Source organism: Gammaproteobacteria bacterium (genome assembly GCA_015709635.1).
Taxonomy (GTDB): domain Bacteria; phylum Pseudomonadota; class Gammaproteobacteria; order Burkholderiales; family Nitrosomonadaceae; genus Nitrosomonas.
The window spans coordinates 1,964,886-1,990,009 of sequence record CP054180.1 but is presented as its reverse complement, the minus strand read 5'-3'; the positions used below and the strand labels follow the sequence as shown (position 1 = coordinate 1,990,009).

Genomic DNA, 25,124 nt, shown 5'->3' with positions numbered 1-25,124 from the left:
TGATACAACCTTGTGCCGGATGGCAAGAGAAACACGCTGCTATTTTTCCTTGCGGATTTTTTCCAGCAATGCATCCAAGGTCTTGATGGTATCCTGCGGCGTGCCGCCCATTCTGCCGCTGGTTAGATACTTACCGTTGATTATCAGGGTGGGGACGCCATTGAGCTGATATTGGCGCGACATTTGCGTCGATCGCGATACCTGATTTTGCACCGCGAAAGACTGATAGGCATTTTCAAATTTCTTCTTATCGATGCCTTGTTTCTCGACCCAATCGAACAACACGGATTCATTATTCAGATCAATCTTGTCGCGATGGATGGCATCGTACACTTTATCGTGCAGCGTGCCGGTCAATCCGAGCGCTTCGACGGCATAAAATATTTTCGCAGCCGGTACCCAATTGGGGCGAAGAATCGCCGGTACATAATGAAAATTGACATCGCCGGGAATATTCGCGAGCCAGGTTTTTAGAAGCGGGTGCAGGCTGTAGCAGTGCGGGCAACCGTACCAGAAAAATTCCAGCACCTCGATTTTATTGCTGTCTTCCATCGGCTGCGGCTTTGCCAGAACCGAATAGTCCTTGCCTTCGACGATATCAGCGTGCGCCGTGGATAAATTGATTAAACCAAAACTTAATACTAAGAAGAAAACTGCAAGGGTTTGACGATTCATGCTGACTCCTTAAAAAGTATCGAACTGGTTGCGGTTGGTTAGGGTTGAGAAAGCGAAAGCACAAGCGGCGCAGCGCTGCTTCATTGTATTTTGACAAACTGCGTTTCGATACCGTTTTCCCTCAGCGAAGCGCTGGTTTGATCGCTATCTGTTTTGTTGCTGAAAGGACCGATACGTACACGGTACCATGTACCTTTCTCGGCCAGATCAATCGCTTGTACCGATGCAAATACGCCGAGCAGCGCCAGTCTTGCTTTCATATTTTCCGCTTCGTCATTTTTTCTGAATGATCCAGCCTGGAGAAAAATTTTCTCTTTTGCCGGGGTGGGCGTTTTGACTTGAGGAGTGACCGGCTGTTGCGGTTGCTGCTGTTGCGGCGGTTGCTTCGGTTCCGCTGGAAGCGCGCGCGGTTGTATCACGGCGACTTGTGGCGGAGGAGCGGCCGGAGTAACCGTGGGCCGGGGCGGAGCGGGTTGTGGCACGATTTCAGCCGGTTTATGGTTGTTTTCCGGTGCTTTCGCGGTTACTGGCGGTTGCGCAGGCTTTTCAGCAGCGCGCCTGAACTCATGATCGACTTCAGGTTCTTCGATACCCGGTAGTATTTTGTAAAAATCGAACCGCGGCTTTTCTTCCGCGACAGCTACCGGCTCTTCCGGTGCGGTTTTTTCCGCTGTTTTGGGTTTTTCTGCTGCAGGCTGCGCGTTATTTTTCTCCGTCGAGCTGGCTACTTTTTCTGCCGGTAAAAACGGACTGGGCGCATAGTTGAGATAGAGCCATATGCCAATCGCACTCGCAATACCTAAGGCGTAGCCGACAAATCCGCCAAAAAAAGCGGAGCCGCCCTTTTCGGATGAGGATTTTGCGGGTTTGCGGGTCTTATAATCTCGGCTCATAGCTATCCTTCTACAGTAATTCGGTTACATTTTATCAGGTGCGCTGACACCGAGTAAGGTCAATCCATTATGCAATACCTGGCGGATAGCGGTGATCAATGCCAGCCGGGCGTGCTGCAGGGGAATTTCGGGCACCAGAAAACGTGTTGAATTGTAGTAACTATGGAATTCGCTGGCCAGTTCTCTGAGGTAGAAGGCGATCAGATGCGGGGAAAATTCCTTCGCGGCCATTTCCACAGTATCGGGAAAGTCGATCAATTTTTGCAGCAAAGCCAGCTCGGTGGGACCGGATAGTGCTGCCGTATCGGCTTCAACCAGATCGGCGGCATCGCCGTCCCATTGCGCTAGCACGCTGCACACACGTGCATGCGCGTACTGCACGTAATAAACCGGATTTTCATTGCTTTGCGACTTTGCCAGATCCAAATCGAAATCCAAATGCTGATCGCTTTTGCGCATTACATAAAAGAACCGTGCGGCATCCTTGCCGACTTCCTCGCGTAACTCTCGCAGCGTGACGAATTCACCGGAGCGGGTGGACATCGGCGATTTTTTTCCGTCGCGGTAGAGCACGGCAAACTGCACCAGAGCAATTTCCAGTTTTGCCGGATCCAGACCGAACGCTTGCAATGCGCCTTTGACGCGCGGAATATAGCCATGATGATCCGCGCCCCAAATATTGATCACTTGATCGAAGCCGCGCTCGAATTTATTCAGATGATAAGCAATGTCCGATGCGAAATAAGTGAATTGGCCGTTTTCCCGCTGTACGACACGATCCTTTTCATCGCCGAAGTCGGTGGAACGGAACCAGGTTGCGCCATCCTGTTCGTACAAATATTTTTTTTCCTTGAGCAATTCGATGGTGCGCGCGACCGAGCCATTATCGTATAACGATTGCTCGGAAAACCACACGTCGAACTCGACGCCGAATTCCATCAAATCGTTGCGGCAATCGCCGAGTTGCTCGGTCAGTACAAGATTGTGGAAATACGCATAATCCTGGCCGAGTATTTTTTTCGCGTTGGCGATTAACTGATCCAGATGTTCGTCGGTACTCACGGCTGTTTCCATGACACTCACGGGCAAGCCGTCCAACACTAATTCCGGGTGATGAACATAACGTTCTCTATGCGCTTGGTGGATCAGCTGCGCCATCGATTTAACGTAGTCACCCTGGTACGCGTTTTGCGGGAACGGAATGTGGATATCGTTGAGTTCGAGATACCGTAACCAAGTTGAGAGCGTCAAAATATCCATCTGCCGTCCCGCATCGTTGACGTAAAATTCGCGCGATACATGGAAACCAGCGGCTGTCAGCACATTCGACAAGCTCGCGCCGATAGCTGCGCCACGTCCATGACCGACATGCAGGGGGCCGGTGGGGTTGGCTGAAACGAATTCCACCTGGATTTTTTTTTCCTGACTGGAATCGCTATGGCCGAAAACTTCTTTGCTGCGCAGCACGTGCTGCACGTATTGCTGCTTGGCGGAATTCTTCAGAAACAGATTGATAAATCCGGCGCCCGCGATTTCCACTTTTTCCAGATAAGGCGAGGAGGGCAGGGCATCGATCAATAAATTCGCTACTTCGCGCGGGTTTTTGTGCAACGGCTTGGCCAGTTGCATCGCCAGATTGCACGAATAATCGCCGTGACTGGCTTGTTTGGTGCGTGTCAATTCGATGCGGAAATTGCTATCCGGCGTCGCGATGGCACTGGCCGCCGCGTGGAAAAGTCCGGCAAAATGGGTTTTGAAGTTTGGGCAAACGGATGAATTCATGATCGGGGATCGGCGGTATCGTAATTTTTACGCAATGCTGCTGCGCAAGATGAGAATCACGGTTGTTAAAAATAAGCGGTATTTTATCAGGTGCGCAGCTCAGACCAAAGATTGCTGGCGATGCGTTTCAAATAGACAAATGCCGGCGCTGACTGCGACATTCAAGCTTTCGATACTGCCTTGCATCGGAATCCGCACCAATTGGTCGCAGTTCTCGCGCGTCAGACGGCGCAATCCTTTTTCTTCCGAACCCAACACCCAGGCGACAGCGCCTTGGATCGGAAAATGCGTCAAATCGTATTCCGCATCTTCCGCAGTGCCGAAAATCCAAATCTGCCGCTCTTTAAGTTGCTCTAACGTACGCGCCAAATTGGTAACGGCAATATACGGAACGGTATCCGCCGCACCGCTGGATACTTTGTAAACCGTCGGCGTCAAACCAACCGCCCGGTCTTTCGGTGCGATCACGGCATGCACGCCGAAGGCATCGGCGACACGTAAGCAGGCACCCAGATTGTGCGGATCCTGAATGCCGTCCAGCACCAGCAGCCGTGCCGGTTCGGTCAATGTATCCAAAATATCATCGATATCGGCATGACTGCGCGCACTGTCGATACCGGCCGCAACGCCTTGATGGCGCTCGCTGCCGGTCATGCTGGCGAGCTTGGCACTTTCGCATGGAATCAGGCGAACGTTCCGGCTCTCGGCCAACTGGATGAGATTGCGCGCACGCTGATCGTTGCGCGCGGCATCGATCAGAATTTCCTTGATACTATCCGGATTTTGCCGCAGGCGGCTGGTGACAGCATGAAAACCGAAGATAAAGCGGGTGTTGGACACGTTTTAACCTGAGCTTGATTGGAAAATAATCGGCTGGTTTTGCCGGATGATTGATTTTGGCGCGTATTTTAGAGCAATTTATCAGTTACTCATGTGATTTCTTGTTTTTTTGCGGGCGTTTTGGTTTTTACGCGAGCCGGTTTCTCATCCGGCTCGGCTAACGCAAAATCGATTTTACTGGTTTCCAGATCCACGCGAACCAATTTGACGCGCAACCGGTCACCGAGCCGGTATTGCTTGCCGCTGCGCTCGCCGAGCAAGCTGTGCTTGGTGGCATCGAAATGGAAATAATCGCTCGGCAGCTCGGAAATATGCACCAGCCCTTCCACGTACACACCATCCAGCGCCACGAACAGGCCGAATCCGGTCACGCTGCTGATGACACCGTCAAAGCACTCACCGATTTTATTCTGCATATAAAAACATTTGAGCCAGGATTCGACATCGCGTGTGGCATCGTCCGCGCGCCGCTCGGTCATCGAGCAACGCAGGCCCAATTCGTTCCAATCGCCGGGATTGTAGGTTTCGCCCTGCAATACCGCTTTGATCGCGCGGTGTACCAGCAAATCGGGATAGCGCCGGATCGGCGACGTGAAATGCGTGTAGGCATCGTACGCCAGTCCGAAATGGCCGGCGAGATCCGGGCTGTAGATGGCTTGCTGCAGCGATCTGAGCATCACGGTTTGCAGCAGCTGCGCATCCGGCCGGTCTTGAATTTTAAGCAGCGTTTGCGCGTAATCCTTGGCGCCCGGTTTGTTCTTGCCGCCCAATTGAATGCCGAATTCCTTCAGAAAATTGCGCAATGCCTCGATTTTTTCCGCGGCCGGGCTTTCGTGGATGCGATACAGCGTGGTCTGGCCATTTCTTTGCAGAAAATCCGCAGCGCAAACATTCGCCGCCAGCATGCATTCTTCAATCAAACGGTGCGCTTCGGTACGCTGCACCGGTACAATCTTTTCGATTTTTCCTTGGTCGTTAAAGAACATCTGAGTTTCGGTGGTTTCAAAATCGATGGCGCCGCGCTTTTTGCGTGCTTTCAGCAGCGCCTTGAACAGCTTGTAGATCAACTGCAAGTGCGGCAGCAGCCCGGCATTTTCCTTGGCTTCGGCGCCTTTGGGTTTTTCCAGGATTGCCGCTACCGTGGTGTAAGTCAGACGTGCGTGCGAGCGCATCACCGCGGGATAAAAAACATAATCCAAGATTTCGCCGTTTTTTTGGAATTGTATTTCGCATACCATGCACAAGCGGTTCTTGCCGGGATTGAGCGAGCACAATTCATTTGACAGCGCTTCGGGCAGCATCGGAATGACACGGCGCGGAAAATACACGGAATTGCCGCGGTTCAGCGCTTCCTGATCCAACGCATCGTGCGGCTTGACATAGTGACTGACGTCCGCAATTGCCACGTATAACCGGTATCCGTCGCCGTCTTTCTCGCAATAAACGGCATCGTCAAAATCGCGTGCGGTTTCACCATCGATCGTGACCAGCGGCAAATGCGTGATGTCTTTACGTTCCTTACATTCTTTCTTCAGGACGTTCTTGGGGAATTTTGCTGCGAGCGTTTCAACCTCGGCAGGGAACACGTAAGGCAAATCGTGTTTGCGTAAAGCGATTTCAATTTCCATTCCCGGCGCGGTGTAATCGCCCAGAATCTCGATGATCTTACCGATCGGCTGTGTTTGTTTATTCGGCTGCTGGATGATTTCGGCAATAACGATCTGGCCAGCTTTGGCTTTTAACGAGTGTTCCTTGGCGATCAGAATATCCTGGCTGATGCGCTTGTTTTCAGCGACGACGAATAAAATACCGTGATCGATGTGCAGCCGACCCACCAGCTGCGTATTGGTATGTTCCAGGATTTCGACAATGGCGGCTTCGCGGCGTCCGCGCCGGTCCAGTCCGATTTCGCGCACCACGACCCGGTCACCGTGTAGTGCTTTATTCATTTCTTTTGCACTCAGAAATAAATCCGGACTGCCGTCATCGGGAAGCAAAAAACCGAATCCGTCGGCATGACCCTGTATCCGGCCTTTGATCAGATCCAGTTTCTCCATCACGCAAATATCGCCTTTGCGGTTGCGGAAAATCTGACCCTCGCGCATCATCGCCGTCAAACGGCGGTTGAACAGCTCTACTTCTTTTTTTGTAATATCCAGTAATTTCCGCAACATCGGTTCGGCAAGGGGGATTCCCTGCTGCTGCAAAATCTGGAGAATATACTCCCGGCTTGGTAATGGGTGTTGATAGCGTTCTTTCTCGCGTTTGAGAAACGGATCCAGATTACGCAGTTTTTGATTCTTCTTAATTGACAAAACAATGGTTTCCTATAGAATTACGCGTTCTTCGGCAGCCGGACCCCGACTGCCCTTGGCCCAGATGGCGGAATTGGTAGACGCGCATGGTTCAGGTCCATGTGCCTTCGGGTGTGGAGGTTCGAGTCCTCTTCTGGGCACCACTGATACTTTTTCTGTTTTTCACTTTTTCTAGTTTTATCCTTATTTAAAGCGGGTTTAGGGTGGTTTTTAACTCGCTTTAATTATCGTTTTCATCTGTCTCTATCTGTTTTTCATGTACCATCTACGGAAAATTTACGGATATTTTTACGGAAATGGCAACGATACGGAAAAAGGGTAAGCGCTGGGAAGCCGCTGTCGCAAGAAAGGGTATCAGGAAATCAAGCACATTTGCAACAAAGGCAGCGTTTATTCTGAAACGGTGACATCAAGAGTAGGTGCGGCGCTTTTATTCGCAATTGAAACGGCGATGCACGCCGGTGAGATTGTTTCTCTCACTTGGGCAAACATCGACACTTAAAAACGAGTGGTGCATCTGCCAAAAACAAAAAATGGGTTCCCGCGTGATGTGCCGTTGTCTGCAGAAGCGCTCAGGATATTGGATCAGGTTAGGCAGGAAACGGAATCCGTATTTAATTTACGGACGGATCAGGTTGACGCGCTATTTAGGAAAGCCAAGAAACGCGCCATGATCGATGATCTACATTTCCACGATTCTAGGTATGAGGCTATCACACGCTTAGCCGGGAAACTGCACATCATGGAATTGGCCAGAGTTACCGGGCATTGTGATCTAAGGCAGTTGCAAATTTATTTCAATACTTCGGCCGAGGATATGGCGAAGAAATTATGAGCGCGATCTTGTTTGCTTCTCGAATTCAGATCGAACCCAAGCAATAACTTCACCGGCCATCCATCTCGGGTGGCCGCTTGCCAGCTTGAACGATTTTGGGAATGATGGATTCGTAGCGATTACTTGTTGGAATCTTGATTTAAGGCGTGTGGTCAATTAAGCCAAATGATAGCTGCAGCGAGGTGGATGCCGCCGAGGAAAGTTGAAGCACGTTTATCGTACCGAGTTGCAATGGCACGGTATTGTTTGAGTTTTGCAAAGAAATTCTCGATCAAATGCCGTGCTTTATACATTTCCTCATCGTATTCGCGTGGTTCCTTACGGTTTGACTTTGGTGGTATGACGGCCCGAACCCCGGCGTTCTTTAACAGATCAAGAACCCGTTCCGCCGCATCATACGCTTTATCGGCCAGAAAAGATTCTATACACGTCAGAATGTCCGGCAATAAAACATCCGCACCTTGAAGATCATGGGCTTGCCCCGGTGTAAGATGAAAACCGGTCGGGTTGCCAAGAGCATCACAGGTTACATGTATTTTTGTGCTCAGTCCGCCTTTGCTGCGCCCAATGCACTCCGCTTCCCTATTCCCCCTTTTGTCCCCGCAGCATGCTGATGAGCACGGATAATTGTACTATCGATCATCGCATACTCATTATCAGAATCTTCGGCCAAATACGTGAAAACCCTTTCCCATACGCCGCTTTCCGACCAGCGGCGATGACGGCGGGCTATGTTGTTCCAATCTCCAAAACGCTCCGGCAGATCACGCCATGGTATCCCAGCACGGTAGCGGTACAAAACAGCTTCAACAAATAGCCTGTTATCCTTGGCTGTTACACCAACTGTTTGCTTGCGGCCCGATAACAAGTGCTCAATCCGTTGCCATTGATCGTCCCGTAATCCATAGCGCTTCACCATTTATAACCTCCTCCAACTGTTTATAAACAGTAAATCACAATCTGATTCTCTGGGAAACTATATACAATTTAATTGTCCACACGCCCTATGGAGTGATTAGAAATATTCTACAGGGCAATTCAATTTTCTGAGTCAAAAAATTTTCTTGAATTCTTGGCAGTTGAGACATGGAATTTACTGCCCAAATATTAGGCAATCGACATGAAAAACAGGGGGGTACTTTTCAAAAAGTGAGTAACTTTGTGAGTAATTTTGAATGCATAAAAATACAGAATTGCTTCAATAAATGGTTTCAAGGAATGATATGAATCCCTTTATGGCACGGTGATCACTTTATTGAATCGATGATTTTATCCAAGTATAGGCGCGTCTTTTTGGCGGATTGCTCTTCGTTTCGCGTCAATTCTTTCTGTACCAGGTTTGCAAAATTAATCAGGCTTTGTGATGGGTACGCATCCTGCAAGCCATAGTCTTGAAAGAATTCAGCAATCCAGTGAGCATTCAACTCACTGCTTCCCGTTTCTTCAAAATAGGTATCCGCCGCTAACAAGATATAATCTGATAATTTATGCATTGCGTGTGCGCCTGGTCTTTGTGTGGAATTCTTCAGAAACCGAACCAATAAAACGGCAATATTTAAGAATTTCTATTCACAGGGAAGACACTTTTGCGGTGTGTAAGACATGCTTTTCAGCCAGTTCACTTTGAGCATTGTAGTTGTTTAGGCATGGGACTACTTGTCATGTTCGATTAAAGGAGTCAGGCGATCTAGTGCAATTTTAATCGCTCGATCATCAAACAGCCGATTTTTGCGCTCCGCTGCTCCTTCGGCTGGCCAGTGCTGCAATCCTCTACGAACAGATTGAACCGTAGGCTGAATGCCTTCTTTGTTTAGCAACCAATCCACGGTTGCTAATAATTCCATACCAAATGGTGATTCGAATCCATCAATCAACTTAGTTGTGTATTCCAGTGCTGGCTCATACGACTTCACTTCAGTCTTAAGATATGTCTGCACCAAGGTTTTGCGTTCATCGTCAAACCAAATCACATTGAGTGGATTGGCGTCGCTAATACGTTTTTCGCAATGCAGATAACTACCATCCAGACTATTGAGTAAATGGCTAAGTCGGTTAGCATAAGGGCCATATTTGTGTGCAATAAACTGTAGATTTAGCGGATTGTCTTGCGGTGAAAAGTGCTCTATGGAACGCTCCAAAAACCATGCCAATTTTTGAACTTCTAGCAGACTGCATTCCATGCCAAGCACCCAGTATCGACGTACTAGTTCGGCAATTAATGCGCGCGCCGGTGTCAACTTTTCCACACCTGCGCGTTTAGCTACGTTTTGGTATTGCTTTGTTGGTTCGAATACTACAATTTCAATATCCGGTAAATCCCCCAAGGCGGTCTCGATTTGCTTGCGTACCTTTTCCCACTCTAGGCCACCATTACCCGCGCCTAAAGGTGGAATAGCAATCGACTTAACCTGCTTTTCAATGATAAACCGACGTAAATCTTGCAAACCTTCTACTATCCATGGCAATTGTGAAGGTTTGCTCCAATGTTGTTTAGTGGGGAAATTCACAATCCAACGCGGGTCATTAAATTCATGCACCTCAGTGACAAATATCTTGCCAATTTGAACTCGACCAGCTTTACAGGCAGCAACATATAAGCGATAGTTTTCGGTAAAGCGTTCCTTGAACATCAAAGCAATGCCCTTACCCATTACTCCAACCGTGTTTACTGTATTTACCAGTGCCTCTGCACGCGCTTCCAGTAAATTACCTTGAGTGAATTTGATCATTGAAAATACCACTCTGGTATAACTTTAATATCTAGTGTCAAGCCTCTGTTTTGTATCTCAACATCAAGCATCAACTTTACGTCCTTAGTATAACAAACTATACCCAATAATGCCCCGATAGGCAGATACCCATAAACTAAAGCTTCTGCTTGATAACGTTCGATTTGTTCCGGATCGTCAGGGTTCCGTTTAAAATTTCTGGCCTGTAGCAATGGCCAGTCTATTTCATTTAACTGCGCAATATTATTGAAATATCTTGCTAGATATGTATATGCATGGCGATCCGTGAATATAAACTGCAATGCGGCAGATTGCACATGATATAGACTTGAAACTAATATACATATGTCTTCATTTCTACGTTTGGGCACTTCACCTCGACCCGTATAAATGTTATACATCATTGGTGAGAAAGGTGTGAAGTAAAATGGTACATAATCTGCCAAAGTACCATTAGGGGCAATCGGTACATCTCGGTATTTACGCCGATTAATCAGGTCTTGGTTCCCAATTGCTACATAGGAAGGTGCTTGTACTGATGAGTTCGCGCAATGCAGTCCATTGTCAAAAATCCACGGCAGATTGTCACGATGAACAATACGCCAAATTAGCGCCTTTGTTGGATTTAGATTTGTGTACATGCGACTAACAATCCTTATTTTCCGTAACCTTACACTTGATCTTATTTAATTTAAGCTGTTGATAATATTTCGTTTATCTAAACTAACCTTAGCTTGAATTGTTCCTTGTTTTTAATGATTTCATTTATGGATTTAAATGAACCGACCAACCCAAATACCAAACTTTCTATTTCCTCAATTGGTATAGCCAGTTCCTCAGCAATATCTTTTTTTGTAATTCCTTCATTCCATAATTCACGGAATACCTTTTCCCATACAACAGACTTTTCTCGATCTAATCCATTGGGTTCAGATGTTCCAAATTTCTTATTTATTTGGATGCAGAATGCCCGATACTGCCAATCTGAAATAAGCTCGGTTTTGTGCAAGCGATAAGTCAAAGCGGCAACGGAAACCCCCCATCTTCTTTTGGCTTTAATCAGTTGATCTAAAGATGAAACGAATTGAATGTGTGATATGAGATCAGCAGAAGGCATTAGAAAAAAAGACGCAAATTGGTTTGCTTCTCTTTCAATTTCTCTACCTTTTGCTTCTCCATGCTTATGTAATACTAAGTGACCAAGTTCGTGAAGAGCATCAAATCTGCTATGTTCAGCAGTTTTAAAAGTATTCAAAAATATATATGGAATGCCGTTTCTCCAACAAGAAAATGCATCGACATTTTTAGTATCTTCTGACAAGGAAAATATTCTTATTCCCTTAGATTCAAGCAGCTTTATTACATTGCTGATGGGTTGTTCGCCAAGCCCCCAATGCTGTCTTAAAGTTTGTGCCGCATATTCTGGTTCGCGTTCCCGAGAAAAATCTATTAAATCTACGTTAGGCAAGTTAAAACGAGAGGTAACCCAATCTGATGTGAGATAAGCCAGAGAACCGGCCGCAAGAGCCGATTCTCGCTCTTTCGCTGTCATAGCAGTCAAACTTCTGAAGCTAGCAGAATTCCTAGTTAGCATGTCAACATCATTGCCGAAAAAGAATTCATTGGAAAACCCAAGTACTTTTGAAAGAGCATCTATAGTTGATGGCTCTGGATTACCAGATTTTTCAAGGCGTGTTATCGTTATTGGAGACAAACCGACAAGCTCAGCAAGTTCTTTGCTTGTCAGTCCCCGACGTTTTCGCGCGATAATTAATCTGTGTGGATTAAACATCGCAGCTTATTTTCTGGTCACTTGTATATCGAATTCCTGATTATTCAGATTTGAAGTATCTTCAATATGATTAATAGGATTCCAGTTGTTATCGGTAAGAATGAAAATTCTTTCGATAAACTCCCCAAACTGGTTACCTTCAATGGAATGCGGACGAGATAACTCAGCTCTAATTTCATCATTTTTCGTAGATACACATAAGAACCACACGCTTGTGTTTTCCTGTGCGTTAAACTCATGCTCCATTTCTGGCCATAAATAAAGGGAATTATTTGCTACTAATCTTTTTGTTGCGTCACCTTTTGATGATATTGCTTTTGGAGGCTGCTTTGAGCATGCAGATTCAACATTCTGGAATATAATTTTAATATTCAATTCCTTATTGAAGGTTGCCTCTATGTTGTCAGTACGATCTAATACCCACCCCTTGGGCAGTAGTGCAAGCCTAATCGCTCTGGTTCCAAAAATATAACTTAATTGCCCAGGTGCATTAATCGGATCAATCGATACCGCGTCATTTCTGGCTGTTGCCGCACTGATGGCTATAGTGACCAACTCCTGTTTCGTAATACCTAGAGTTTCCAGTCTTAAATTTACATCCAATGAGTCTGCTAGAATGCGTGTTTGGAACATTAATTAATATCCATGTTAATTTTTGAAGGCTCAATTGTGACATAAAAAATTAACATGAACAAATATAAATCTGAATAAAATAATTTATCTTATTGTTTTATAATATCTTAAAGTATAGTTTTACAAAACTAATCTATTTTCTCGCATTAAAGGTGGCAACAGGATCATTTCCGCGCCGGATTTTCGCATTAAAACTTGCTGTAAACCTTAAAATATCCGGTATCAATTGAAGCATAAAACCTCCGGATTATCCAAAATTGTCGGAACAAAACGGGGATTGTCGGAACGGAGAATGCAGAATGTCGGAACAGAGAAAGCAAGCATTCATACGGTTATGCAGAATTTGTTCCGACTGTTCCGACACAAAATGAAGGGGGTAGGATAAAAACTCAAAAAAGATACTGAGAAAATCAAGCCGGTTTTCCGAATAATGGAATAACTTCCGCTCCCTTTTCCAATGCTTCGATATGGTTACTCCACCATATCATCATCCTTTTCCTTTCTGGTAAGTATTCCGCCCGGTTGTATGCGCCTCTGATCTCATTCCTTTCGCCGTGTGCCAATTGCCGCTCAATAGCATCGGGATTGAATAGGCCGGATTCATTCAATGCAGTGGAAGCAACAGCCCGGAAGCCGTGCCCTGTCATCTTGCCTTTATAGCCAAGACGGTACAGGGCAAAGAGCAAAGTATTGTTGCTTATCGGCTTGTTAGGGTTTCTTCCAGGCAGCAGGTAGCGGCTATCCCCGGCAATAGTTTTCAATTCAGTCAGTATGTTCAATGCTTGATGGGTAAGGGGTACAACGTGTTCATTTTTCATTTTCATGCGTGTAGCTGGCACAATCCATAGCGCGTTGCTCAGGTCGATTTCTTCCCATAGCGCGCCTATCAGTTCATTAGTACGAACGAAGGTTAAAGCCAGCAATCGCAAGGCAAGCTGCGTTTGCCGGTCACCTATGCTTTCATAGGTGGCGATTGCTCGCAGCAGTTCCGGCAGTTCTTCCGGTTTGACGGCGGCCTGGTTTTTCTTTTTGTGCGGCGTGAGTGCGCCGCGAAGATCGCCGGAAGGATCGCGATTGCAGCGGCTTGTCGATACCCCATAGCGGAATACTTGCCCGCATACTCCCAGCACTCTATGCGCCAGATCATAAGAACCACGCTGTTCAATGATGCGGATCATATTGAGCAATTGCGGGGCTTCGATCGTGCTGATAGGGTACATTCCGATATAGGGAAAAACATTGCTTTCAAGCCGTCTCAGTACATCTTTTGCATGGCTTTTTGCCCAGGTGTGCGTTTGCTTGGTAGACCATTCACGGGCTACAGCTTCAAAGCTATTGGCGGCGGCTTCCTTGGCTTTCTGCTTATTGATCTGGCGATCAATGGACGGATCGATATTGCCGGACAGCTTGACACGCTCAATCTGTGCAAGCTGCCTTGCTTGCTTTAACCCCACAACAGGATAAACGCCAAGGGATAAAGATTTTTCCGTGTCATGAATCTTATAGCGCAGCCGCCAATACTTGCGGCCGTCTTCATAAACCCAAAGATAAAGCCCTTGGCCATCGTGCAGCTTGCGTACCTTGCCACCTTCAGCGGTGGCATTCTTGCAAGCCAAGTCAGTTAGTGCCTCTTTTATAGCCATAATGTGGTAACTCAGAATGTGGTAAATAAAGTTACCACACTTTTTACCACATTTTTTTACTGGCTTCTAGCGGATTATTCTGGATTGATACGGAATAGAATTTTTAGTAAAGTGTCGTTATTACTTGGTTTTGTGGATTGGCTTGGACTTACACGGAAGAGAATGTGGCGGAGGCGGTGTCTTATTATTCAATGTTTCACCATGTTTCATATGCAACCATAACTGGTTGTTGATTAAGTAAATTAAATTTTTTGTTGTTCCAAATTGCTTCATAAGTTATCATCAAATCCCAATCGTTTTGATGGGATAATTGATGGGAAAAATCAAGTCTGCCATATCGGCTTTAGGTGTTAAAAAACTATCCAAAACGCCCGGCATGCACGCTGTTGGAGGTGTTTCAGGTCTATACCTTTGCGTCAATGTGAGTCCTGCTTTATCCGCGAATATGAATCCCACTTTCGCAGCTTCCTGGATCTATCGCTACTCATTTTCTGGTCGCCGCCGTGATATGGGATTAGGCAGTTATTCCGATTTCTCATTGGAAGAAGCCCGCCATAAAGCCAGCAACTATCGTAAGCAGGTTTTAGAGGGTATTGATCCCCTGGAAGACAAACAAAAGCAAGCTGATATTCACAAGAAATCGCATATCAAGCGTGTCACCTTCCAGCATTGTATCAATAGCTATCTGGATGCACATGGCGATGCCTGGAAAAATGCAAAACATAGAGCCCAATGGCGAAGTACACTTGAAACTTATGCTTGCCCAGTTATTGGCAATCTTAATGTTGCTCATATTGATGCCGGTTTAGTATTGAAAGTGTTAGAGCCAATATGGAAAACCAAAACAGAAACCGCAACCCGGCTGCGAGGACGCATTGAAAGCATTCTGGATTGGGCAACGGTGAGAGGCTTTCGGGAAGGGGAAAATCCCGCTAGATGGAAAGGACATCTCGATAAGCTGCTGCCATCACCGGCTAAGATTGCCAAGGTAAAACACTTTACCGCTTTACCGTACAAAGAAATTTTCCAATTTATGCAGCAATTACGTAACCAACCCGGCATTGGTGCAGCCGCTCTTGAATTTGCCATTTTAACCGCAGCTCGCTCCGGTGAAGTCAGGGGTGCGTTATGGTCAGAGATCAATTTATCTGAACGGTTATGGTTAATTCCAGGCGACCGAATGAAAGCTGGCCGAGAACATCGAATTCCGTTATCCGATGCTGCTATTGCCGTACTCAAGCGGATGCAAGAAAACCATTTATCTGACTATGTGTTTCCTGGGTTAAAGCAGGATAAACCATTATCGGATATGAGTCTGACTGCAACACTAAAACGCATGGGTCGAACGGATTTGACGGCGCATGGATTCAGATCAACATTCCGTGACTGGGCAAGCGAAACTACGGCTTATCCTCAAGAAGTTTGTGAAATGGCATTAGCCCACACGATTGCCAATAAAGTGGAAGCAGCTTATCGCAGAGGCGATTTATTCGATAAACGGATTCACCTCATGAATGACTGGGCTAATTATTGCAATGATTTGTCGGTAGATACTCAATCCTGAATGACACCGTAAAAACAAATCCCGATTCCACTAATTTTAGAAAAAGCGTTGTTTTTTCTTAAAACTCAAATAGGTGGTTGATATGTGTGGATATTGTTACGAAGGCATCATGCTGCATGTTGTGGAAACTGGCCATAGAGGTACTAAAGGTTACCAGTTTAGCTATCTCCAGGAATCGGAGGATATTAAAACTGAAATACAACAACTGGAAGATCCCAACAATCCGGAACCACTGATTGATCTGGCATTTTGCCGTTTATACGATCATTGCTTTGCTCACGGCTTTGATGTTGAGCTATTCGATATCCTGCAAACCAAATTTGGGTATGAAGCAGTCCAATCCTATCTAACCAGAAGACAAACCAGTTCCAGTGAAATATTCAAAGCAGAACTCAGCAATATAAACCTGTTAAGCGATGCAAAATGCTGGAATCAGTTCATTGCGGATGAAGAGAGGGTTCTCAAAAACTCCCTGGGTTTGCTGAATTTCTACTACGACTGGTGGTTGCTTGGTATTGGTAAAGAAAAAAGTGAGCCACTTCAGAGAATGGAACAAACTGGGATCATGGATCGCATTGACAATACCACCCTTACTGAATGGTGCAGATTCGATGCATTTTATCCAGCCATATCTTTTGCCCTGTCATTTATCATCTACCATCACAGCGATGCTGAGATCATCCAGAAAATTGCATTAACAAACCTGGAAGACGCGCCCGATATGTGGGGCAAGGATTTATGGCTGCAACGGCGAGCCATGACTGCCTGTGTACAGCGTAACGGGCTTAAGTTTATTATAGAAAACTTAGGCCAGATCAGATATGAATTGATCTACTATGTTTTGTTAAAGACTGATACCACTCCCACTGAATTGAAAAAGTTAAAGGAAGCAATTCTGGCTGAGGATGAACATCCAATTCAAGGGATGATGGAATCCGAGCACATCATTGAGCTGATGGAAAAGCTGGTTGCATAAAATAACCAACAAATTTCCGATAGTGTTAATATGCAATGCTGCACCAATAGTATGATTAACTCACTCAGTTTTGGAAATCAACATGGCAACAATACGAAAAACCATTACGTTAACGGACAAGCAAGATCAATGGATTAAAACGCAAATAGCCGCTGGGGGCTTTACTAATGACAGCGAATATATCCGTGATCTCGTACGCCGTGATCAGGAACAAAATGCTCAATATACGGCTTTGAAACAGGCCATTCAGGAAGGATTAGACAGCGGCGTAAGCAATAAAACTGTAGAGGAGATTTGGGAAGAAGCCGAGCAACGCTCTAAAAATAAACGTGAGTAAATTCCACTTAACGAATCGTGCGGTTGCTGATCTGTCCGATATTGCCGATTTCACTATTCAATCATTCGGTATCGAACAGGCCCGTTTTTATCGCGATGGATTAAATAATTGCTTTGAAATTCTAGCCGATAATCCTCACCTAGGACGAAGTGCAGCAGAGCTCGCGCCAAACCTGAAGCGATTTGAATATCACTCCCATGTCGTGTTTTATGTACCCAGGGATACGGGTATATTGATCGTTCGCATTTTGCATCAGCGTATGGATTTTATACGACACATACCATCTTCCAAAAAATAACCATGACATAATATATGACATAGTCTTTAACTGATCCCATAGCCACGAGCCACTTCATAAATTGAGTAAGAAAGAAATAAAATGAACAAGCTGTTTATTGCGCTTTTCTTGCTGGCTTTATGTATTGCGGTACCTATTCATGCGGTAGAAAAAGCGGATGAACAGCGTCTCGATGAAGTTGCCGAACGTGGTTCGCATGTCATGCCGTTTGATTTGGAGAAAACCACGCATATTTTTTAAAAACGGACACCGGAGGAATTGTGCAAGTTATTGCGAAGGATAAATCTGATACTGAACAAATCAACTTGATACGATCACATTTATCTGCCATTACTAAAGAATTCAAACAAGGCAATTTTTTTAATCCCGAAAAAATTCATGGTGCAAGCATGCCTGGATTGGCTGAATTGAGAACAGCGAAAACTGGTCAGATCAAAATCGAGTATAAAGAATTGCCTGGGGGAGCGGAAATTACTTATGCCACCCATATCGAAAAGCTCAAGCTAGCTATTCACCAATGGTTTGATTCCCAATTAAGCGATCACGCCCGCCACGCCGTACCGGACCATCCTCATGATTCCAGTCATCATCACCATAATTAATCAAGTATCTTCTTTCCGAAGTGTGCTGCACCATTACTTGTTCAATGTGGTATCTGTCAAAATCTTTGAAAAATAAATTCTTAATGAATTCAGTTATTCTTGAATCCACGTTAACTTGCCCAGTTTGCGGCTACGCCAAGACGGAAACCATGCCCACGGATGCGTGTCAGTGGTTCTACGAATGCGAGCAATGTCATACCATTCTTAAGCCGGAACCCGGTGACTGCTGTGTCTATTGTTCTTATGGCACGGTTCCGTGCCCGTCCATCCAGGCGCAAGATAAAAGCAACGATGATCATTGTTGCGGCTAGGCGTGACGCGGTACAGCGCTTTTGCCTGGATTTCTCAATGCCTGTCAATGACTAATTACTTTGGAATAATTCCAATAACTTCTCGATGCCTACCGGCTCTTCTTGGAGCAAAGGCACGACGGCATAGCGCTTTGCGTGAGTGGTGGATACTGTCTTTATATCAGCAAGTTCGTTACTAGCGCGCTGACACAATAAGGGTGAGCGGACAGTTGTTGCAGCAACGCTGTTATTGATGATCCATGCCCATGGTTCAATACCAGCGCGGCGCAAATCGGCTTGAAGATTAGCAGCTTCCAGTACGGGTGTCGTTTCCGCCAATGTAACAAGCATTATCTTGGTTTGCTTAGGATTTTGCAGTTGCATCATCGGTGTTGAGTAGTGCACGATGGAAGGGTCCATTTGTTTGATAACTTCGCGATGATAAGCGCCGGTGGCATCCAGCAACAATAATGTATGCCCGGTGGGTGCGGTATCCATCACCACGAATTTCTTTCCCGCTTCGCGGATAATGCGCGAGAATGCCTGAAATACTGCAATTTCTTCGGTGCAAGGCGAACGTAAATCTTCTTCCAGCAATGCTCTGCCGTGTGCATCCAGATGCGCGCCCTTGGTTTCCAGAACACGCTGCCGGTAGCGCTCGGTTTCAATGTGCGGATCAATCCGGTCAACCAGTAGATTATCCATAGCACCGCTGAGTGTTTCGCTTAAATGTGCCGCGGGGTCTGAAGTGGTTAAATGGACGGGTAAGCCCCGATGCGCAAGATTGACCGCGATGGCTGCGGCCAGCGTGGTTTTGCCAACACCGCCTTTTCCCATCAGCATGATCAAACCGCAGCCATCCTTGGCAATCTCATCGGTTAGCTTGGATAAGCTGGGAAATGGGATGGTAGGATGATTTGATTTATTTTCACCATCGACAGGCAGATCATCAACCAATAGTTTCCGCAAGGCTGTCAATCCGACCAGGTTAAACGGTTTCAGTGCAATATGATCGCAAGGCAATTGGCTGAGGACTTCCGGTATGGCTGCCAAAGCGTTTTGCTCATGCTGGAAGATTGCAGTTGCCAGTGGATCCTGTGCTGTTTCTGCCTGTGGAAACAATCCATTGATGACTAAAAATTGTTTCGTCAATCCAATGGCTGCCAATTCTTCATGTGTCCGCGCTACTTCGCGTAACGTGGCTTGCTGCGCTCGGGCCACCAATATCAGCCGAGTGCGTTGCGAATCGGCGAGCGCATCTACCGCCGCTTTGTATTGTGCGCGTTGTTTTTCCAAGCCGGCCAGCGGGCCAAGACAGGACGCATCGCCTTTACCTTCCGCAAGAAAATCACTCCATGCGCCGGGCAGTTGCAGCAACCGTATGGTGTGGCCGGTCGGGGCGGTGTCAAAAATAATATGATCGTAATCCGCTGTCAGCGCCGAATCGACCAACAAAGCGGTAAATTCATCAAAAGCGGCAATTTCAGTCGTGCATGCACCGGATAGTTGCTCTTCGATACCTTTGACCACCGTGTCCGGCAATACCCCGCGTACCGGATTGACAATGTGATCACGATAGACTTGCGCTGCTGCTTGCGGGTCGATTTCCAGAGCGGCTAAACGAGGCACTGCGGTAATCGCTGCAATCTTATTGCCAATCGTCATACCGAACACCTGGCCTACGTTGGAAGCCGGATCGGTGCTGACCAACAATACCCGCTGACCGGCATCGGCCAGCGTTATCGCCGTAGCGCAAGCCAACGAAGTTTTGCCGACGCCGCCCTTGCCAGTAAAGAACAGAAATCGCGGTGGTTGATCGAGGAATTTGAGTTGCGTCATGCAATTGACTCAGGTTTGCGTTAGCAACAGCCGCCGCAGCAACTGGATTCTTCAGTTTTTTCCTCCACAGCAGCCCCAGTCCAGCGTGCAAGTTCGTTGCGGTTCGGATAGCGGCCTGCCAATGCCACTTCTCCATCCACAAGTATCAATGGCAACGCTTCAGCACCGGAGCGCTCCAAGAATGCTTTCACTGTGGAATTATCTGCAAAGGCCATCGGCTGTTGTGCCAGATTAAAGCGCTCAATGGCAGCACCTTGTTGTTTGGCCCAGTCAACATCAGCCGAAAAGTTGATGAGTTCACGATCAGCATCGGCACCGCAAACGCCTGAGCTACAACATAAGGCAGGGTCAAATATCTGTATGGTTGTCATTTTGATTCTCCATGAGTAAAGTTAACAAAATTGATGCAATTTATTTTGTACGGTTGTTGTGATTTTTCGATGGTAATTTCACTAAATATTAAGCCACATAGCGAGAGTAGCCAGCGTGACGAGCAATACCGGAACCGTCAACACAATCCCTACCTGGAAGTAGTATCCCCATGTGATAACCGTATTCTTCCGCGCCAGAACATGCAGCCATAACAAGGTTGCCAGGCTGCCAATCGGCGTGATTTTCGGCCCCAGATCACAACCGATCACGTTAGCGTAAATCATCGCTTCCTTTACCACGCCGGTCGCGCTGGTTGTGTCGATCGACAACGCGCCGATCAGTACCGTGGGCATATTGTTCATGATAGACGATAAGAAAGCAGCCAGAAAACCGGTGCCAAGCGTTGCTCCCCACACGCCATAACTGGCGAAGAGATCAAGCAGGCTGGTAATGTACCCGGTCAAGCCTCCGTTACGCAAACCATACACCACTAAATACATTCCCAGTGAAAAAATAACGATTTGCCACGGCGCTTCGCGCACCACTTTACGCGTGTTAATCACATGACCATGCGCTGCCACCGCTAGCAGTATGAGTGAGCCAGTGGCAGCCACAAGGCTGATGGGCACCCCCAAAGATTCGAGAGCAAAAAAGCCGATAAGCAGCAATGCCAACACCACCCAGCCAGCACGGAACGTTGCTGGATCGCGTATTGCCTCATTGGGCATCTTGAGTTGACTGACATCATAGCTAGCCGGAATACTGCGGCGAAAATAAAAAGTGAGTACTCCCAAGCTACCCGCTATTGAAGCAATATTGACCGGAATCATCACTGAAGCATATTCGGCAAACCCAATCTTGAAATAATCAGCCGAGACGATGTTCACCAAATTAGATACCACTAACGGCAAGCTGGCCGTATCGGCAATAAAACCCGCTGCCATGACGAAAGCGAGCGTAGCAGCCGGACTAAACCCAAGCGCCAGCAGCATCGCCATCACAATCGGCGTTAGAATCAAAGCTGCACCATCGTTGGCGAACAATGCTGCAACCGCCGCGCCCAGTAATACAATGTAGGTAAATAATAAATACCCATTGCCGCGACCCCAACGCGCCACATGCAACGCAGCCCACTCAAAGAATCCCGCTTCGTCGAGCACTAGGCTGATTATGATGATAGCAATGAAAGCCGCTGTCGCATTCCAGACAACATTCCACACCACCGGAATGTCACTGAACTGAATCACCCCAAGCAGCAGTGCTGCGGTAGCGCCAAGTAGAGCACTCCAGCCGATACCAAAACCACGTGGCTGCCAGATGACCAGCACGAGCGTTACGATGAAAATCAGTGAAGCAATCAGCATGTCAATGACTCACGGTGTTTGAATTTCTGCTTGTTGCTGTCACTTTGATTGTGGCGGCTTGAATTTCAAAATGCCGATGTAGTCCAGTTTCGTCCGGAAGGCGGAAGGATTTTGCTGTAAATCATCGAGCGGCAGCGATAAAAAAGTTTCGATGCCCTCGCGCAAGGTTTGATACGCCTGCGCAAATGCTGTGTTGATTTCTTCTTCGGTTCCCGTCGCTTCGGCGGGATCATCGACACCCCAATGCGAGCGTAGCGCGGGCCCGAGATACGCCGGGCAGGTTTCACCGGCGGCGTTGCCGCAGACAGTAATTACAATATCCGGTGTAGCCGGCAAGTTGTCCCATGATTTACTACAAAGCCCTTCGGTTGCAATACCTTCGCGTTCAAGTAGAGCGAGTGAACGCGGATGAACTTTTCCGGTGGGTTTGCTGCCCGCGCTCATCGCTTGCCAGCCTTTGGGTGCCAGATGATTGAAAGTGGCTTCCGCGAGAATAGAGCGGCAAGAATTTCCAGTGCACAGAAATAATACATTCATGATCAGGCCGCGCAACAGGTTTCGGTTTTAGTGGGAATGGCGGTATCCTGTCCGAATACCGGGACGGTGGCCAGTGAATGAAACGCTTCCCAGGCAATGCCTTGCGGATCAATTGTCCAGTATTTATTTGACGAAGCATAACAGCATTGTGCATTTTGTTGTTCCGCAGCAGGCAAACCGGCTTGCATCAAGCGCTGGTTTACTTCGGTTAAGGCATCGTCAGAATCAACTTGGATTCCTACATGATCCAAACCCGGCTTTGCACCTCGCGCCGATATGGCGAAATTAATATACGGATCTTCCAGCATCCATTTGGCGTAATCCAGCTTGCTGACGGATGGTTCGACACCGAAAAGCGCCGAGTAAAAGCGGATATTATCCTGCAGATTATCGACGGCAATATGGACATGAAAACGTTTCATCATTATCTCCTTCGTTAAGTTATATTTAGCTGTCTCTTTCATCGCAACACACTTCAACAATGCCGCAGGGTGTACCGGCGCAACAGTTCTCGGTGAGATAACCTATTAATGCATTCATGGTTGTAAAATTTGCCGAATAATAAATGAAGCGGCTTTCCTGCCGGGCAATCACCAGTTCTGCGTGAGTCAATTCTTTCAGATGAAAAGACAGCGTTGCATTGGGAATGCCCAATTCCCTGGCAAGCTGGCCCGCTTGAAACCCGGATTCACCGGCCTGAACCAGCATTCGGAATATCGTGAGGCGGGTTTCATGGGCCAGGGCGGCAAGCGCTTTAATTGCAATATTCATTTCCATCTTTCCAATATATTAGAAATATAGGCCATCGTCAACCCTGGTTGATCTTTCATTTACCTTTTCATCTTGGTAGATAGCAGTATAGGTTCATAAGTAGTTGATAAAAATATCATTGCCATTTTGAGCGCATAAAACAACCTATTAAAATAGAGCTGTATTGCAATTGTTTGTGCAGATCGCTCATTTGTATTGTCTGCACTGCATAACGAAAGTAGTTTCAATCTAGCAGGCTTTCTCGCAATACCAATCCGTACCAAAGTAACTGGTAGCACCTCAGTAATACTCCAGAAGAATCCCATTTAATCGCAGCAATCAGGACAGGCGATATGTTCCCGTCTGCTTTTGCTCGTCCTGAGAAAGGAGAAATAATATGTGTAATCCCAAATCCACAAGGGAGCAGCGGCCTATTGCCCTGTTTCCATTAGGTCAGATCGTTGCAACACCCGGCGCACTCGAAGCATTAGATCGGTATGCCATCAATGCGGCTGATCTAATTAAACGTCATCAATCCGGTGATTGGGGCAATGTACCGCCCGGCGATGCAGAAGAAAATCTGCGCTCGGTTGAAAATGGCTGGCGCATCTTATCGAGTTACACCATCAGTGAAGATCAGAATCTCTGGATCATCACCGAAGCAGATCGCAGCGTCACCACTTTGCTGTTACCCGAGGAGTATTGAAGCAGTTTCTATGTTTTAACTTTTGAGTCAATCCAAAACAACAAGCTCTTTTCGGGTGTTATGGGAGCAAAATAAATGAAAACACCCAATTACTCGCCTGCCCGCAAACCCAATGCTGGCAGGCTTTTTTATTAGTATTCAACTTACGATAACTGATCATTATGACGACCGTGATGAATCTGTTATCAATTGCTTAGGAGTTATTTATGAAATTGATTGAGAAACCGGTTACGCCGTTAACCGATGCCGTAGTGGAATTAACCGGCAAAGACGGCAACGCTTTCTTTATTCTGGGGCAAGTTCGTCGCGGAATCCTGAATAGCAATCGCCCGGAATTGGCTGAAGAATTCATGCGTGAAGCCACAGCTAGCGATTACGAGCATTTATTGAGCGTGTGTATGCGCTACGTCGATGTTCGCTAGGAGTGTACAGTGAAAAGCAAACTAATGCTCTCAAGCAGCCATACCCGTAAAAAGATAAACGAATATCTGTCGGCCACGCAAGCCAAGAATACACAACTGGCTTACCAATACGATATTGCCCACTTTCTGAAAAGCGGCGGCAAGATTCCGGCAACACCGCGATGCATCGCATCCTATCTGGCAGTTCATGCCAATACATTATCACTGGCTACATTGAACCGGCGCGTGGTGGCCATCAACCATGCTCACAAAGATAAAGGACTGAAATCACCGACTCGATCCGCATTGGTAACTGATACCTTGCGCGGTATCCGGCGTATCAATGGCAGCAAGCAACGGCAAGTCATGCCGTTGCTAAAATCTGATCTGATGAAGATTACGAAAAGACTCACTGGATTGATTGGTATCCGTGACAAAGCATTACTGCTGATCGGTTTTGCCGGTGCATTCCGCCGCTCTGAATTGGTGGCGTTACAGGTGGAAGATGTGCGATTTGTGATGGAAGGCGTACTGATCCAAGTCCGGCGCAGCAAGACCGATCAAAATGGGGTCGGGCGAAAAGTGGCGATTCCGTTTATCAAAGGCCATCATTGCCCTGGGCGTGCATTAAAAATGTGGCTGGAAAAATCAGGCGTCAAAACCGGCGCATTGTTTCGCCGCATGAACCGCTTTGATCAAGTCACTGATTATGGAATATGTGCAGCATCGGTAGCATTGATCGTCAAACAACGCGTGCGTGATGCTGGTTTGAATCCGGAACAGTATTCAGGTCATAGTCTACGGGCTGGATTAGTAACCAGTGCAGCGCAAGCCGGAGTCAGTTCCTGGAAAATCCGTCAACAAACTGCGCATAAGTCCGATCTGATGTTGCAACGCTATATCCGTGATAGTCAGTTGTTTGTGAATAATGCGGTCAGCCAAATTTGGTAG

The 25,124-nt window shown here is 46.8% G+C and carries 26 protein-coding genes, 1 tRNA gene and 2 pseudogenes; 10 read left to right on the top strand and 19 right to left on the bottom strand.

Annotated features, from left to right (window positions below):
* Nucleotides 1-39: 39 nt before the first annotated feature.
* The 5 genes from HRU78_09410 to rnr form a co-directional block, all read right to left on the bottom strand.
* Nucleotides 40-675, bottom strand: a complete 636-nt coding sequence (locus HRU78_09410; protein QOJ23835.1) for a thiol:disulfide interchange protein DsbA/DsbL — start codon at nt 673-675, stop codon at nt 40-42.
* 80 nt (nt 676-755) lie between these two features.
* Complete coding sequence (locus HRU78_09405; GenBank protein ID QOJ23834.1) at nt 756-1,568, bottom strand: SPOR domain-containing protein; 813 nt, start codon at nt 1,566-1,568, stop codon at nt 756-758.
* Nucleotides 1,569-1,592: 24 nt separating this feature from the next.
* Entirely contained in the window at nt 1,593-3,350 is a 1,758-nt protein-coding gene (locus HRU78_09400; GenBank protein ID QOJ23833.1) for an arginine--tRNA ligase, read from the bottom strand.
* Between the two features lie 99 nt (nt 3,351-3,449).
* Nucleotides 3,450-4,190: a 23S rRNA (guanosine(2251)-2'-O)-methyltransferase RlmB gene (gene rlmB / locus HRU78_09395; protein ID QOJ23832.1), complete on the bottom strand. Its 741-nt coding sequence runs from the start codon at nt 4,188-4,190 to the stop codon at nt 3,450-3,452.
* An 89-nt stretch (nt 4,191-4,279) separates the two neighbouring features.
* Nucleotides 4,280-6,505 (bottom strand): ribonuclease R, encoded by a 2,226-nt coding sequence (gene rnr / locus HRU78_09390; protein QOJ23831.1) that lies wholly within the window; start codon nt 6,503-6,505, stop codon nt 4,280-4,282.
* Between the two features lie 58 nt (nt 6,506-6,563).
* Between rnr and HRU78_09385 the strand changes: the two genes are divergently transcribed.
* Both HRU78_09385 and HRU78_09380 read left to right on the top strand, forming a co-directional pair.
* Nucleotides 6,564-6,648 (top strand) — tRNA-Leu (locus HRU78_09385).
* A 308-nt stretch (nt 6,649-6,956) separates the two neighbouring features.
* A pseudogene (locus HRU78_09380) lies at nt 6,957-7,340 on the top strand (site-specific integrase).
* A 152-nt stretch (nt 7,341-7,492) separates the two neighbouring features.
* Here the strand turns inward: HRU78_09380 and HRU78_09375 are convergent.
* The 7 genes from HRU78_09375 to HRU78_09345 form a co-directional block, all read right to left on the bottom strand.
* Nucleotides 7,493-8,256 (bottom strand): IS5 family transposase gene (locus HRU78_09375; protein ID QOJ24999.1). Its coding sequence is split into 2 segments (ribosomal slippage): nt 7,493-7,915 and nt 7,918-8,256, totalling 762 coding nucleotides; the frame shifts between segments, so codons are not numbered across the junction.
* Between the two features lie 331 nt (nt 8,257-8,587).
* Entirely contained in the window at nt 8,588-8,833 is a 246-nt protein-coding gene (locus tag HRU78_09370; protein QOJ23830.1) for a hypothetical protein, read from the bottom strand.
* A 159-nt stretch (nt 8,834-8,992) separates the two neighbouring features.
* Complete coding sequence (locus HRU78_09365) at nt 8,993-10,069, bottom strand: macro domain-containing protein (protein ID QOJ23829.1); 1,077 nt, start codon at nt 10,067-10,069, stop codon at nt 8,993-8,995.
* Nucleotides 10,066-10,710, bottom strand: coding sequence for a DUF4433 domain-containing protein (locus tag HRU78_09360; GenBank protein QOJ23828.1), 645 nt, complete (start codon nt 10,708-10,710; stop codon nt 10,066-10,068). The genes HRU78_09365 and HRU78_09360 overlap by 4 nt, the downstream gene beginning before the upstream one ends.
* A gap of 77 nt (nt 10,711-10,787) precedes the next feature.
* Nucleotides 10,788-11,861, bottom strand: coding sequence for an ImmA/IrrE family metallo-endopeptidase (locus tag HRU78_09355; protein QOJ23827.1), 1,074 nt, complete (start codon nt 11,859-11,861; stop codon nt 10,788-10,790).
* A gap of 6 nt (nt 11,862-11,867) precedes the next feature.
* Nucleotides 11,868-12,494, bottom strand: coding sequence for a hypothetical protein (locus HRU78_09350; GenBank protein QOJ23826.1), 627 nt, complete (start codon nt 12,492-12,494; stop codon nt 11,868-11,870).
* Nucleotides 12,495-12,904: 410 nt separating this feature from the next.
* Entirely contained in the window at nt 12,905-14,137 is a 1,233-nt protein-coding gene (locus HRU78_09345; protein ID QOJ23825.1) for a tyrosine-type recombinase/integrase, read from the bottom strand.
* A 313-nt stretch (nt 14,138-14,450) separates the two neighbouring features.
* On the opposite strand from HRU78_09345, the gene HRU78_09340 reads away from it, so the two are divergent.
* The 5 genes and pseudogenes from HRU78_09340 to HRU78_09320 all read left to right on the top strand — a co-directional run bounded on the left by HRU78_09340 (nt 14,451) and on the right by HRU78_09320 (nt 17,914).
* Nucleotides 14,451-15,701, top strand: a complete 1,251-nt coding sequence (locus HRU78_09340; protein QOJ23824.1) for a tyrosine-type recombinase/integrase — start codon at nt 14,451-14,453, stop codon at nt 15,699-15,701.
* Nucleotides 15,702-15,810: 109 nt separating this feature from the next.
* On the top strand, nt 15,811-16,677 hold the full coding sequence (locus HRU78_09335; protein ID QOJ23823.1) for a hypothetical protein: 867 nt from the start codon (nt 15,811-15,813) through the stop codon (nt 16,675-16,677).
* An 82-nt stretch (nt 16,678-16,759) separates the two neighbouring features.
* Nucleotides 16,760-17,014 carry a type II toxin-antitoxin system ParD family antitoxin gene (locus HRU78_09330; GenBank protein QOJ23822.1) on the top strand — a complete coding sequence of 85 codons (255 nt, stop codon included), beginning with the start codon at nt 16,760-16,762 and terminating at the stop codon, nt 17,012-17,014.
* Nucleotides 17,007-17,312, top strand: coding sequence for a type II toxin-antitoxin system RelE/ParE family toxin (locus HRU78_09325; protein ID QOJ23821.1), 306 nt, complete (start codon nt 17,007-17,009; stop codon nt 17,310-17,312). The genes HRU78_09330 and HRU78_09325 overlap by 8 nt, the downstream gene beginning before the upstream one ends.
* 81 nt (nt 17,313-17,393) lie before the next feature.
* Nucleotides 17,394-17,914 (top strand): annotated as a pseudogene (locus HRU78_09320) (aspartate carbamoyltransferase).
* A 110-nt stretch (nt 17,915-18,024) separates the two neighbouring features.
* Here the strand turns inward: HRU78_09320 and HRU78_09315 are convergent.
* From HRU78_09315 to HRU78_09285, 7 genes are all read right to left on the bottom strand, one after another.
* Nucleotides 18,025-18,273: a hypothetical protein gene (locus HRU78_09315; protein QOJ23820.1), complete on the bottom strand. Its 249-nt coding sequence runs from the start codon at nt 18,271-18,273 to the stop codon at nt 18,025-18,027.
* A 3-nt stretch (nt 18,274-18,276) separates the two neighbouring features.
* Nucleotides 18,277-20,043 carry an arsenical pump-driving ATPase gene (gene arsA, locus HRU78_09310; protein QOJ23819.1) on the bottom strand — a complete coding sequence of 589 codons (1,767 nt, stop codon included), beginning with the start codon at nt 20,041-20,043 and terminating at the stop codon, nt 18,277-18,279.
* Between the two features lie 20 nt (nt 20,044-20,063).
* Nucleotides 20,064-20,414, bottom strand: coding sequence for an arsenite efflux transporter metallochaperone ArsD (gene arsD / locus HRU78_09305; protein ID QOJ23818.1), 351 nt, complete (start codon nt 20,412-20,414; stop codon nt 20,064-20,066).
* Nucleotides 20,415-20,495: 81 nt separating this feature from the next.
* Nucleotides 20,496-21,779 (bottom strand): arsenic transporter, encoded by a 1,284-nt coding sequence (locus tag HRU78_09300; GenBank protein QOJ23817.1) that lies wholly within the window; start codon nt 21,777-21,779, stop codon nt 20,496-20,498.
* Nucleotides 21,780-21,818: 39 nt separating this feature from the next.
* On the bottom strand, nt 21,819-22,316 hold the full coding sequence (locus tag HRU78_09295; GenBank protein ID QOJ23816.1) for an arsenate reductase ArsC: 498 nt from the start codon (nt 22,314-22,316) through the stop codon (nt 21,819-21,821).
* A gap of 2 nt (nt 22,317-22,318) precedes the next feature.
* Nucleotides 22,319-22,738, bottom strand: a complete 420-nt coding sequence (locus HRU78_09290) for a glyoxalase/bleomycin resistance/dioxygenase family protein (protein QOJ24998.1) — start codon at nt 22,736-22,738, stop codon at nt 22,319-22,321.
* A 25-nt stretch (nt 22,739-22,763) separates the two neighbouring features.
* The gene (locus HRU78_09285) at nt 22,764-23,093 is read right to left on the bottom strand and encodes a winged helix-turn-helix transcriptional regulator (GenBank protein QOJ23815.1); all 330 of its coding nucleotides are present in this window, start codon (nt 23,091-23,093) and stop codon (nt 22,764-22,766) included.
* A gap of 370 nt (nt 23,094-23,463) precedes the next feature.
* Here HRU78_09285 and HRU78_09280 point away from each other — a divergent pair, with 370 nt between their 5' ends.
* From HRU78_09280 to HRU78_09270, 3 genes are all read left to right on the top strand, one after another.
* Nucleotides 23,464-23,772, top strand: a complete 309-nt coding sequence (locus HRU78_09280) for a hypothetical protein (protein ID QOJ23814.1) — start codon at nt 23,464-23,466, stop codon at nt 23,770-23,772.
* Nucleotides 23,773-23,978: 206 nt separating this feature from the next.
* Complete coding sequence (locus tag HRU78_09275; GenBank protein ID QOJ23813.1) at nt 23,979-24,194, top strand: hypothetical protein; 216 nt, start codon at nt 23,979-23,981, stop codon at nt 24,192-24,194.
* A 9-nt stretch (nt 24,195-24,203) separates the two neighbouring features.
* Nucleotides 24,204-25,124: a tyrosine-type recombinase/integrase gene (locus HRU78_09270; protein ID QOJ23812.1), complete on the top strand. Its 921-nt coding sequence runs from the start codon at nt 24,204-24,206 to the stop codon at nt 25,122-25,124.